The 12383-nt window shown below is 66.4% G+C and carries 9 protein-coding genes; 7 read left to right on the top strand and 2 right to left on the bottom strand.

The window, feature by feature from the left end:
- Window positions 1-434 precede the first annotated feature (434 nt).
- The 5 genes from NCO8_RS14025 (at window position 435) to NCO8_RS14005 (ending at window position 7486) form a co-directional block, all read left to right on the top strand.
- Complete coding sequence (locus tag NCO8_RS14025; protein ID WP_067639581.1) at window positions 435-2045, top strand: ABC transporter substrate-binding protein; 1611 nt, start codon at window positions 435-437, stop codon at window positions 2043-2045.
- Window positions 2042-4723: an oligopeptide/dipeptide ABC transporter ATP-binding protein gene (locus NCO8_RS14020; RefSeq protein WP_084457069.1), complete on the top strand. Its 2682-nt coding sequence runs from the start codon at window positions 2042-2044 to the stop codon at window positions 4721-4723. The genes NCO8_RS14025 and NCO8_RS14020 overlap by 4 nt, the downstream gene beginning before the upstream one ends.
- Window positions 4724-4769: 46 nt before the next feature.
- On the top strand, window positions 4770-5774 hold the full coding sequence (locus NCO8_RS14015; RefSeq protein ID WP_067639579.1) for an ABC transporter permease: 1005 nt from the start codon (window positions 4770-4772) through the stop codon (window positions 5772-5774).
- A gap of 155 nt (window positions 5775-5929) precedes the next feature.
- Entirely contained in the window at window positions 5930-6961 is a 1032-nt protein-coding gene (locus tag NCO8_RS14010; RefSeq protein ID WP_167353284.1) for a peroxiredoxin family protein, read from the top strand.
- A gap of 174 nt (window positions 6962-7135) precedes the next feature.
- Window positions 7136-7486 carry a BP74-related protein gene (locus NCO8_RS14005; RefSeq protein ID WP_067639575.1) on the top strand — a complete coding sequence of 117 codons (351 nt, stop codon included), beginning with the start codon at window positions 7136-7138 and terminating at the stop codon, window positions 7484-7486.
- Between the two features lie 66 nt (window positions 7487-7552).
- Here NCO8_RS14005 and NCO8_RS14000 read toward each other — a convergent pair whose 3' ends face one another.
- The gene (locus NCO8_RS14000) at window positions 7553-7999 is read right to left on the bottom strand and encodes an NUDIX hydrolase (RefSeq protein WP_067639573.1); all 447 of its coding nucleotides are present in this window, start codon (window positions 7997-7999) and stop codon (window positions 7553-7555) included.
- Between the two features lie 135 nt (window positions 8000-8134).
- Window positions 8135-8809 (bottom strand): TetR/AcrR family transcriptional regulator, encoded by a 675-nt coding sequence (locus NCO8_RS13995; RefSeq protein WP_067639571.1) that lies wholly within the window; start codon window positions 8807-8809, stop codon window positions 8135-8137.
- A gap of 124 nt (window positions 8810-8933) precedes the next feature.
- Between NCO8_RS13995 and NCO8_RS13990 the strand changes: the two genes are divergently transcribed.
- Together NCO8_RS13990 and NCO8_RS13985 are read left to right on the top strand one after the other, a co-directional pair.
- Window positions 8934-9542 carry a malonic semialdehyde reductase gene (locus NCO8_RS13990; RefSeq protein ID WP_067639568.1) on the top strand — a complete coding sequence of 203 codons (609 nt, stop codon included), beginning with the start codon at window positions 8934-8936 and terminating at the stop codon, window positions 9540-9542.
- 41 nt (window positions 9543-9583) lie between these two features.
- Window positions 9584-12379 (top strand): non-ribosomal peptide synthetase, encoded by a 2796-nt coding sequence (locus tag NCO8_RS13985; protein WP_067639566.1) that lies wholly within the window; start codon window positions 9584-9586, stop codon window positions 12377-12379.
- Window positions 12380-12383: the final 4 nt, after the last annotated feature.

Here is a 12383-nt window from a genome sequence, read left to right as displayed (position 1 = left end):
GTCTCGGTTGTCGCGGGTCTGTGCTGTATTCAACATCGCATCACCACGGGCGTGCTGTCAATAGATGTCGCACATTACGGAGCTCTCGTGTCAAGCCCTGTGGACCGCGACTCCGGAGCGCATCGCCTCGGATCATCCAGTCCTGCTTCGGCTTCCGAAAACGCGCCGAACGCCGCCGTAATTCGGTCATCCGTGCACCCTCGACGTCGGCTGGTCGACCGGCTCGCCGCTCGCTGTGGAGCGCGGGTTCCGGTTGTGCCGCGCACGATTTCGAGATCTGTCGCCGGATTCCTGTGTGACACTTGAGATTCGGATCATGCGTGAGGTCGTCGCAAGGGGTTGGTGGCGGACCTCGGAACGAAATCGGATGTCGCTCGCGATGCCGGTAGAGCCCGGCACCTCGCCCGCGACGGCTCTGAAAGGTGCGTTGCGATATGAGCACTACCGCGGACCGACGGACGTTCCTGAAGGCCACCGCGCTCGTCGCGGTGGCGGAAGCCCTCGGAGTATCGGCGTTGCTGTCGGCATGTTCGGGCGGGTCCCGTGGAGCCGGGACGTTCGGTGACACGATCCGCTTCGGGTTCCTGGCCGACATGCAGGTACCCGACCCCGACATCTTCTACGAGGGCGAGGGTCTACAAGTGACCCTGAACGCCTACGAAGGCTTGGTCGCCTACGCCCCCGATTCGTCCGAGATCGTGCCCGGCCTGGCCGAGTCGTGGACGGTCACCGACGACGGGCTCACCTACATGTTCAAGCTCCGTGCCGGCGTCACCTTTCACGACGGCACGCCGATGACAGCCGCCACGATCATCAAAAGCTATGAACGACGCTCGTCGATCGGGCAAGCACCCGCCTACCTGATCGCCGACGTCGAGTCGATGTCCGCGCCCGACGACTCCACGCTCGTGATCGAACTCGCCCATCCGGTCCAACCGTTCCTCGACTACCTCGCCTGCCCGTGGGGACTCAAAGCAGTCAGCCCGACCGCGATACAGGCCCACAGCGTGAACGGTGACCTGGCTCAGGACTGGTTGAGCACCCACGATGCGGGAACAGGCCCCTATCGGATCACCGAATTCGTGCCGAGCAGTCACTACACGCTCACCGCGTACGACGGCTACTGGGGAACGAAACCGGAATTCACCACCCTGCGGATCGAGATCATCCCGGACATCATGTCGCAACGCCTGTTGCTCGAGCAGGGCCAGCTGGACATGATCACCAAGGGTCTGCCGATCGCCGCGATCGAGGCGATGCGGGCGAACCCGGCGTTGACCGTGACGGAGCACCCGACGGCGTTCAAATCGTCGATCTTCCTGAACTGGAAGAAGGGCCCGTTCGCCGATACCGCGTTCCGCCAGGCGATGCGCAAGGCGGTGGACGTTCCCGCGCTGATCGAGCCCGCCTACGGCCCGACCGTCGCACGATCCACCCAGTTCTACCCGGCCGGAGTGCTGCCGGAAGGCGCCGCACCGGATGCGCCGGACCACGACACCGCCGAACTGAAGGCATTGATCGCGAAACTGCCGGACGGCGACAAGCGGATCGACGTCGCCTACGACGAGGCCGGTGGCGCCACCGATGCCCGTGTCGCCGAACTCCTCCAGACGCAGCTGGCCGCGTTGGGACTGGCCGCGACGGTACGGGCCATGCCGACCTCGCAGGTATTCGCCCTGCATTCGACACCGGTCGGGCAGCAGCCGCACATGCTGGTCCACGGGTCCGGCGGCGACGCGCTCAACGCCGACACCACACTGCGGATCTTCTTCCGCACCGGCGTCTCGCCGATCAACTGGTTCAACTATTCGGACACCACGCTGGACGCCGTCATGGACGCCGGGAAACGATCACTCGGCAAAGCCGAGGCCGAACGGTACTGGGTCGAGGGCGCCGAGATCGTGATGGGTCAGGCCTGGATCATCAACCTCTGCGATATCGAGGACGTGATCGTGACCGGTTCGGGCATCGGCGAGATCGTCCATACGCTGCTCGGCACGGGCATGGTTCCTGTCAACCTGCTCCGGAAGGTGACAGCGAGGTGAAGCACTTCCGCAAAGGAGCAGCCGACGGGGACGAAGGCGGCCGCGTTCCGCGTGCATGTGTCAGCGACCTCGAGGTGACGTTCCGCCACCGGGGCGTCGCGGTGCGCGCGGTTCGGGGAGTGAGCATCGAGATCGCGGCCGGGGAGATCATCGCGCTCGTGGGCGAATCCGGTTCCGGCAAGAGCGTTTTGGGGCTGAGCCTGCTCGGACTGCCGGTGGGCGACCCACCTGCCGTCGTCACCGGGCGGGCCGAGGTGTGTGGTGTCGACCTGATTGCCGCCTCACCGGCCGAGCGACGGAGAGTCCGGCGCGCGCATCTGGGTGCGGTGTTCCAGAATCCGATGACTTCGCTGAACCCGACGATGCGGATCGGCGAGCAGGTGCGGGAGGTCGCGGGCTCGACCGCGGAGGCGGTCCGGCTGCTCGATCTGGTCGGCATCCCACAGCCAGGTCGCAGGCTGCGCTCGTATCCGCACGAACTGTCGGCGGGAATGCGGCAACGAGTCATGATCGCGATCGCGATCGCCACGCGACCGGACCTGATCATCGCCGACGAGCCGACGTCGGCGCTCGATGTCACGGTGCAGGCGCAGATTCTGGCCCTGCTCCGGGACCTGCGGGCCGAACTCGGCTGTTCGGTATTGCTGATCACCCACGAGATAGGCGTCGCCGCCGCGGTCGCCGACCGGGTCGCGGTCATGTACGGCGGGCGCCTGGTCGAGGTCGGCGCCATGGCCGACGTCCTCGCCACTCCCGCGCACCCCTACACCGTCGGCCTTCTGGATTCGCGCCTCGATCTCAGCCTGCCGGTGAACCACCGAATACCTGTGCTGACAGGCATGCCACCGGATCCCCGGGACCCAGCGCCGGGTTGCCCGTTCGCTCCGCGATGTTCGCTTCGCACCGAGGACTGTGCGAAGTCGCCGATCCCGCTGACACCGGCCGGTTTCCACGCGGGCGAGGCCGCGTGCATCCTTCCGGCAGAGGTCGACCGGAACCGAGCGCGTGGGCCGGCCTCCGCCTTCCCGCCGTTGGAGGAGCCCGAGCGCTCGCGACCGGCAGTCCGGTGCCGCGGTGTCGGCAAGAGCTTCCGCCTTCGCACCGGGTCGGTCAGGCGCGAGGTGCATACGGTGCTGTGCGACCTCGACCTGCAGGTGGGAGCAGGCGAAGCCGTCGCGGTGGTCGGCGAGTCGGGGTCGGGAAAATCGACTCTGCTCAGGCTGATCGCGGGATTGGAGAAACCGGACCGCGGCGTCGTCGAGGTGTCCGGTACGTCGACGCAGATGATCTTCCAAGACGTCAGCGCGTCGCTGACACCGTGGCTGACCGTCGAGCGACAGGTCGGTGAACGGCTGCCGAGGACACTCGGCCGGGCCGAGCGCCGGGCCCGGGTGATCGCCGCCCTCGAACGCGTGGGGCTCCCGGCGGCCGTCGCCGACCTGCGTGCCGACAGTTTGTCGACAGGGCAGCGGCAGCGCGTGGCGTTCGCGCGGGCGACGATCGTCGTTCCCGACGTATTGCTGTGTGACGAGCCGACTTCGGCGCTGGACGCACCACTGGCGGCGTCGACGTTGAACCTGATCCAGACGCTGCGACGCGAGTTCGGGCTGACGGTCGTCTTCGTCACCCACGATCTGGCCGCGGCGCGTTTCGTCGCCGACCGCATCGCCGTGATGTTTCGCGGCGAGATCGTCGAGATCGGCGCCGCCGAGAAGGTCGCCCACGCACCGTCGCACCCCTACAGCAAGGCGCTGGTGGAAGCCGTACCGAATATCGGGAGCGCACCGGAACAGCGGCTCGCCGAGCCGGCAGGTGCCGTGCCGGCGTCGGCGCCGTTGACCGGCGGTGCCGACGTCGAAACGGCGGCTGTAGCGGTGCGCGGACGCGTGAAACCGAGTGAGGTGATCACGTTGTGTGTGCTCGCGACGCTGATCGTCGTCATGCTCGGCGCACCCTGGCTCGCGCCGTACGACCCCGATCTCCCCGTCGGGAAGCCCGTATCCCCGCCCGATGCGGCGCACTGGCTCGGTACCGATGAGGTCGGGCGCGACATCGCGAGCCGCGTGTTGGTCGGCATGCGCGCCAGTTGGTGGGGCGCCCTGTGCGTGATCGCCTCGGGAATCGTCATCGGCGGGACCGTGGGAGCGGTCGCGGGCACCCTCGGCGGAATCGTCGACCGGATCCTGATGCGGATCACCGACATCTTCATCGCCCTGCCTGCGGCCTTGCTCGCAATCGCCGTCGTAGCAGCGATCGGGCCGTCGTATGGTCATACGCTGGTGGCGGTGGCACTGGTCTGGTGGCCGTTGTACGCGCGAGTCGTGCGGGGCGAGGTGACAAGACTCCGATCGCAGCCGCACATCGACGCCGCACGGATGTCCGGTGCAGGCAGCTTCGAACTCGGCCGGCTCCACCTGCTTCCGGGCGCATGGCCGCCGACCATTGTCGCGGCGAGTCTGGACGTCGGCGCCTTGATCCTGATGCTGTCCGGACTCTCCTTCATCGGTCTCGGTGCCCCCGCCCCCGCTCCCGAGCTGGGCGCGATGTCCGCGAGGGGACTGCCGTACCTGCTCGATTCCTGGTGGGTGCCGATCATGCCCGCGATCGGACTGTTGGTGCTCGCCACGATCGCCAACCTCGCCGGCGATGTCATCCGCGACCGCCTCACCGATCGCTGACCGCAGGCCGGGATCGCCTCTCCTCCAGCGCAAGGGAGAACTCCGAATGCTCACAGTCATAGCCCGGCGCGCCGGTGGGACTGTCCTGGTGTTGCTCGCGCTCGTCGCGGTGGTGTTCGTGCTGCGGCAAGTCTCGCCGGTGGACCCCGCCCGCGCGGTCGTCGGCGACCGGGCCTCCGCCGAGGTGGTGGAACGAGCACGCGAGGATCTCGGTCTCGATCGGCCGCTGCCCGTGCAGTATGCCGAATACGTCGAAAGGGCGGCGACCGGCGACCTCGGGCAGTCCGCGGTGACCAGGCGACCGGTCAGCTCCGATATCGGCGAATTCCTGCCCGCCACAGCGGAACTGATCATCTGCGCGTTCGCGCTCGCGGTTCTGCTCGGTGTGCTGCTCGGCACGGCGACGGCACTGCGCTGGCCAGGATCGGGTGCGCTGCGAGTGGTGTTGATCGGCGGATCATCGATGCCGATCTTCCTCGCGGCATTGCTCGCGATCCTGGTGTTCTACAAGGAATTCGGCGTCCTCCCCGCTCGCGGTCGCAGTTCCTACGCCGACGCGCCCGACGGGCCCACCGGGTTCCTGCTCGTCGACTCCGTACTCGCCGGGCGGCCGAGCGTATTCCTCGATGCCGTCGAGCATCTGATCCTCCCCGTGGTCTGCTTGTCCCTGGTGCCCGCCGTCGCGATCGGCCGGGCCCTGCGCAGCAGCTTGCAGCACACGCTGCGCTCGGACTTCGTTCGCACCGCCCGCGTCAAAGGCCTCACCGAGCTACGCGTCCTCGGTAGACACGCCATGCGCAATTCGGTGAGCTCGACACTGTCGATCGCGGGCATGCAGGTGGCCGCCATGTTCGGCGCCGACATCGTGCTGGAGCTGATCTTCGCCTGGCCAGGCATCGGCCTCTACACCGCCCAAGCGGTGAAAGCCGGTGACTACACCACGATCGCCGGGATCACCCTGATCCTCGGCGCGATCTACGTCCTGACGAACTTCCTCGTCGACCTCGCTCAAGCAATCGCCGACCCGCGGACGTCTGAAACCGCTGCGTGACAACAGTTGCCGTCATCGAATCGCTGGACCAATAGTGGGTGGGGCGCTCCAGGGTTCCACTTCGTTCGCTGTTTCACCCTCTCGAAGCCTGGCGTGGCGAAAGTCTGTCCGACAAATCATGTTTCACCTCTCTCCTCATGTGGGATGGTGCCGGGATGCTGATCGAATACGGAGTGTGGGGTTCGCGATTGGTACTGGCCGGGGCCTTCGGGTTGTCGACGTGGGGGAAGTTGGCGAACGGGCCCGCGACACGGAAGGCGGTGGTGGACTTCGGGATACACATCAGGTGGGCACCCGCTGTAGCGATCGGGTTGCCGGTCGTCGAGGGGTCGGTGGCTGCCGGGATATTGCTGCCGTGGACGGCGGGATTCGCAGGCGCGGTCGCCTTGCTGCTGCTGGTGTGTTTCACCGCGGCGATCGTGCGATTGCTGCTACGGGGTGAGCACCCGAACTGCTCCTGTTTCGGTGCTGTGAACGCGGAGCCCATCGGGCCCGCGCCCTTGGTTCGAAACGCCCTACTGGTTGCCCTCGCCGCGCTGGTCACGGTAGGTGCGCTGCGATACCCGCAGGTCCCCGGCAGTTTGCCCGCCGAGGCCGCGGTCGGCCTCATGCTGATCGTGACGATAGCGGCGGTTCTGTGCTGGGCTCTCGGCGAACTGCGTTGGCTTCGTCGGCGGGTCGACGAACAGGCTTTGTCGACCCTCGGGGCCGAGGGCTTGCCGGTCGGCGCGGTGGCGCCCGAGTTCGAGTTGCAGGCTGTCGAGGGTGAGCGGGTCGATCTGGCGTCGCTCTTGTCGCCTGGTAGGGCAGTGCTACTCGTATTCGTCCACCCAGGATGTGAAATGTGCGCGGCGCTGGCACGTGAGCTGCCCCGATGGCAGTCGCGGGTGCGTGACGTATTGACGATCGTGCTGGTCGGCAACGGTGATCTCACCGAGCACGCCGCGTGGGGCCGTGCACAGGAGGTGGGCGACATCCCCGTGCTGGTGCAGCAGGGCAACGAGGCGGCCCTCCGCTACCGGGTCCGGGGAACACCGTCGGCGGTGCTGGTCGGCGCGGACGGTCGGGTCGCGGCCGCTGTCGCCCGGGGTGCCATCGCGGTTCGTGAGCTGATCACCTCGGCGAAGTCGGGAGCGGGGCGGCAAACAACGCGTCGAGACGAACTCATCTCAGGGACACGCCGATAGGCGCTCCCGTCACGCCCGTTTCATGAAAGGAAACCGGCAGCGTCCCCAAAACGGTTGATTCCCAACATCTTTCGGGAGCATTGCGGACACCCGGCTGCGATCCGGCCGATACACTCGACCTCGCAACACGCTCGGCAACCCATTCGCTCGAACACATCGACAAGGGGAACGGTCATGGCGCACTTTGCATTCACCGACTACAGCGGGAAAGAGTTCATTTTCCAGCTGGACAATGAGCAACGGATCGCCGAGGCACGGCGCATCCTGTCGGGCGACGAGACGATGTCCGTCCATGTGATGGGCAGGATCCGCAAGACCACGCAGAGCTACAACCCGGAGTGGAGCTTCCACCTCGATCCCGACACCATCACCTTCTTCACCATGGCCATCGAAGTCTGCGACTCCAGCATCACCTACACCGAGGACCACCTCGACGAAGCGGGCGGGGCATTCTTGCCGGGGGCCTTCTGGTGCCCGTGGTCGTCGCGGCTCACTCGGGAAGTGACGGCCTCGGTCAACGCCTGACGTCGCGTTCCTGCCGGCGCTGTGAGCGTCGGCAGGAATGCTCGAATCGCAGCCGGCCCCGGGGTATCAGTGATTCACGAGATCGCGGTACGTACCGAGGATGCTGCGGATGGAGGATGTCACCGGGAGGTGGCCGTCGAGCGGTGTCCAGGCGTACCGCGCGTGGGCGGTGAGTCGAATCGGTTCGAAGGCCGCTACATCCACGGCGAAATGCAGGCGGCGGACGCGGTGCGCGTCGGGCGACAGGTAGTCGAAATCGCCTACGTGGTGGCGGATCCCGGTGACGACCAGCCCTATTTCCTCGCGCACCCCACGGGCTACCGCCGCGGCGAGGGTTTCACCGGGCTTCACGGTGGCCCCGGGAAGCTTCAGCGGGACCTTGACCGGGCCGCTGTCGTGACGCTCCAGGAGTAGTACTGTTCCGTCGCGTTCGATGATCACACCGACTCTCGGAGCGGTGCCGTCGACCTCGGCTTGGCGGGCCAGTTCTTCCAACTCCGATGCGGAGACCATGGGACTTACCGACTTCCGATTCCGGATCCGACCTCGCCGGATCCGACGACTGTATCGATTGAATAGGTTACCCCTCGACACCAGGTCGACGCGCTCGAATAGCGCGGCCGTGGCAGCCGCGAATCGCGTCGAGGGTCACTCTGCTGTCGGCGAGGATCGGGAGAACCCCGGATCGGTGCGGAAGGCGCGCACGATCAGGTTGGCGGCCTCGGTGCAGATGGTGTCGGCTTCGGTGCGGGGGAGCGGGATCGTGCCGTACATCGACGCGTGCAGACCCTGTTGGACGAGCAGCGAGACGAACTGACGGGCCGCGGTCGCGGGGTCCTCGACATCGAGTTCACTGCGGGAGCGCAGCAGGTCGGCGATCTGGGCCACCAGCTGTTTCGGTTCGCCGTCGGCGCAGGCGGGGCGCAGCGACGGGATCCGGGCGACCTCGCTGATGATGAGACGGCGCAGAGCGGACGCCCGCTCGTCGAGCAGCACCCGAAGGACGCGGTGGCCGATCTCGACGAGCGCGGCGGTGACGTCGGTGCGATCCGACCCGGCGATCGCGGTGCCGAAGGTCGTTGCCACCTGGGCGCGTTCGTGCTCGACCGCGGCAAGGAACAGGGTCTGTTTGTCGCCGAAGTGGTTGTAGGCGGTCTGTTTTGCCACGCCGGCCCGTTCGGCGATCACGTCGAGGGTTGCCCGCTCGTAGCCGTCGCGCAGGAATGTGTCGATCGCGGCGTCGAGGATGGCTCGCCGCTTACCCGGATCACCCCCTGGGGGGCGGCCGCCGGGTCCGGTCGATCGCGTTGCCGATGTCGACATGTCCGTCGGCGCCTTTCACGGATGAGTGGCCTGGGTCACCAAGACTGTGGGTGGACGAGCCAGTCTATCTACTATTTACTGGACTGGACTGACTAGTCTAAGTAACTCGAGCCGCGGAGGTTTCATGACGGCGACATCGACCGATCTACTGGCGCTCGACGCGGCGGCGCAGGACATGTTGTTCCGCGCCGCCCGCACCGCCAACACGTTCACCGACGAGCCGGTGACCGACGAGCAGTTCCGGGCCGTCTACGAACTCGTGAAGTTCGGGCCCACCTCGATGAACCAGCAACCGCTGCGCGGTGTCCTCGTGCGGTCGGACGGAGCCAAATCGAAGCTGGTCGAGGCGATGACCGACCGCAACAAGGACAAGACCGCGCGGGCGCCGCTGACAGTCGTGGTCGCGGCCGATCTCGACTTCCACGACGAGTTGCCCAAACTCGTTCCGTTCATGGAGAACCCGCAGAACGTCTTCGCCGATCCGGCGGTCCGGGAGCCCTCGGCCACGTTCAACGCCGCATTGCAGGTTGCCTACCTCATCGTCGGCATTCGCGCGGCGGGTCTGGCCGCGGGCCCGATGGTCGGCTTCGACGGCGACGCCGTGCGACGAGAGTTCTTCCCCGACGGCAGGCATGTCCCGCTGTGCGTCATCAACATCGGCAAGCCGGGCCCGGACGCCTGGATGGGACGGCTGCCACGGCTGGAGTACGACGAGGTCTTCGCCACCGCCTGAATATCGCGCCATGGCGCAACTCTGATCAGTGGATAGGCACAATGACTGCTACATCGAATATTTCGACCATTCCTGTACCACACGCGGTCAACGACGCCGGGTCGGTGGCTCAGATTCTCCTGCACGCCGCCCGGCACCACCCCACGAGCGGCACGACCTACCTGCAGCGCACCGGCGACGGACCGACCGTGCGGGTGCACCGTTCGTACCCCCAACTGCTCGACGAGGCCTTGTCGCTCACCGGTGCGTTGCGCGACCGCGGGGTGCGTCCGCAGTCGAAAGTCGCTCTCCTGCTCGATGATCACGAAGACTTCGTCACCGTGCTATGGGCGTGTTTCCTCGGCGGGTTCGTGCCGTGCCCGATGGTCGCCCAGCCCACCGACCCGACGCGCTGGGCGAGCGCGTTGCGTCATGTCGACGAATTGCTGGAACGCCCACTCGTCGTGACGTCACAGTCGACCGAAGACACCATGCCGGCGGTTCCCGGATTGGCAACGGTGACGGTGGAATCGTTGCGCACCGGCGAACACGAGCCCACTCCGTACCTCGCCTCCGCCGACGACCTCGCGCTGCTGGTACTCACCTCCGGATCCACCGGAAACGCCAAAGCGGTGGCACTCACCCACGGCAATCTGCTCAGCTCCATGGCGGCCAAAGCCGCGGTACAGCACCTGGATCCCGACGACATCACCTTCAATTGGATCTCGTTCGATCACGTCGCTGCCCTGCTCGAAACGCATCTGCTGCCGCTGTATTGCGGTGCGCGACAGATCCATGCGCCGAGTGAGGTGGTCGCCGACGATCCGATGGAATTCCTGCGGATCATCTCCCGCCACCGGGTGTCCATGACCTTCACACCCAATTTTTTGCTCGGGCAACTGAATGCGCTGTTCGAACCCGAAATCGACGGCGCCCGTCTCGAACTGAGCTGTCTGCGGCATATCGTGAGCGGCGGCGAAGCCAATGTCGTCGCGACCGGGACACGGTTCCTCGACACCTTCGCCGCCTACGGTCTGCGCGAGACCGCGCTGTGGCCGGCGTTCGGGATGACCGAGACCTGCGCGGGAAGTATCTACAATCGCGACTTCCCGAACGCCGACGCCGGGCAGGAGTTCGCCGCCGTCGGACATCCGGTGCCCGGATTACGGCTGCGGGTCGCCGACCAGGAGGGGCGATCGTTACCCGCGGGTGCCGCCGGGGAGGTGCAGCTGCGTGGTCCCATGGTCACCCGCGGCTACTTCAACAACGACGAGGCCACCCGCGCGGCGTTCACCGCCGACGGCTGGTTCCGCACGGGCGACCTCGGCCGGTTGACCGACGGCAGGCTCACGCTGGTCGGCCGCAGCAAGGACAGCATCATCGTCAACGGCGTGAACTACTTCAGCCACGAGATCGAAACGGCCGTCGAAGAACTCGACGGCATCGCCCGTGGCTATGTGGCCGCGTTCCCGACGCGTCGCCCCGGCAGTGACACCGAACAGCTCGTGATCGCCCTGCACGCCGAGACCGCCGACGAAGCCGACCTCCACCGCCTACTGACGGCCGTCCGTTCCACGGTGGTGCTGCTGTGCGGGTTCCGCCCCGGATTCATTCTGCCCCTGAGCAAAGCGGACTTCCCGAAGACGAGTCTTGGCAAGACCTTGCGGCCGCGCATGCGCCAACAGCTCGAATCAGGTGGCTACGACCACGTCATCGCCGACACCGCGGCACTCACGACCCGCCAGCTCGGTGGATACTCGGCACCGCAGGGGGGTACCGAGTCGATCCTGACCGATGTCTACGCGGAGCTGTTCGATGTTCCGGCAACCGAAATCAGCGCCACGGCCAGCTTTTTCGACCTCGGCGGCACCTCGCTGGACATCCTTCGGCTGCAGCAGCAGATCGCGCGCCGCTTCGGGGTGGCGGATCTGCCGATCATCGCCATCCTCACCGCACCCTCGGTGCGGGAGCTGGCAGCTGTCGTGGACGGGGGCGGTGGCGGGCCGCGCCGTTACGATCCGATCGTGGGGTTGCAGACCAGCGGTACGAAGACGCCGCTGTTTTGTGTGCACCCCGGTGTCGGCGAGGTGCTGGTGTTTGTCAATCTGGCCAAGTACTTCGTCGGCGACCGCCCGTTCTACGCGCTGCGCGCCCGCGGTTTCAACAAGGGGGAGGAGCCGTTCCACACGTTCGACGAGATGGTCGATGTCTATACGAGCGCCATCCGACGGCGGCAACCGCATGGTCCGTATGCCCTGGCCGGTTATTCCTTCGGCGCCGCGGTGGCGTTCGAGATCGCCAAGCGGCTCGAAGCCGAGGGTGAACGGGTCGATTTCCTCGGCAGCTTCAACCTGCCACCGCACATCAAATACCGCATGGACGAGCTCGATTTCACCGAGACCGCGACGAATCTCGCGATGTTCCTCGACCTGATCACCAAGCGGCAGGCCGTCGAACTGCCCGCCGAATTGCGAGCGCTGTCCAAGGGGGGCCAGCTCGCTCGCCTGATCGAACTGGCCCCGCCCGACCGCGTCGCCGAACTCGACCTGGATCTGACGAAGTTCACGGCCTGGGCCGAACTCGCCGACGGGCTCACCGGCCTCGGCCGTACCTACACGCCGAGCGGTGCCGTTCGCTCGATGAGTGTGTTCTGCGCGGTCCCGTTGCGCGGCACCAAACAGGACTGGATCGACAACGAACTGCGCCGGTGGGACGAATTCACCACCGAGGCGAACCGCTACATCGATGTGCCCGGTGAGCACTACACATTGATGGGACCACGGCACGTCACCGCGTTCCAGTCCATTCTGCGCAAAGAACTCGACCGCGCGCTGGCACAGGCCGACGCCGACCGATAGGGAG

The sequence above is a fragment of the Nocardia coubleae NBRC 108252 genome (genome assembly GCF_001612805.1).
Lineage (GTDB): Bacteria > Actinomycetota > Actinomycetes > Mycobacteriales > Mycobacteriaceae > Nocardia > Nocardia coubleae.
This window is presented reverse-complemented; position numbering and strand designations above follow the sequence as displayed.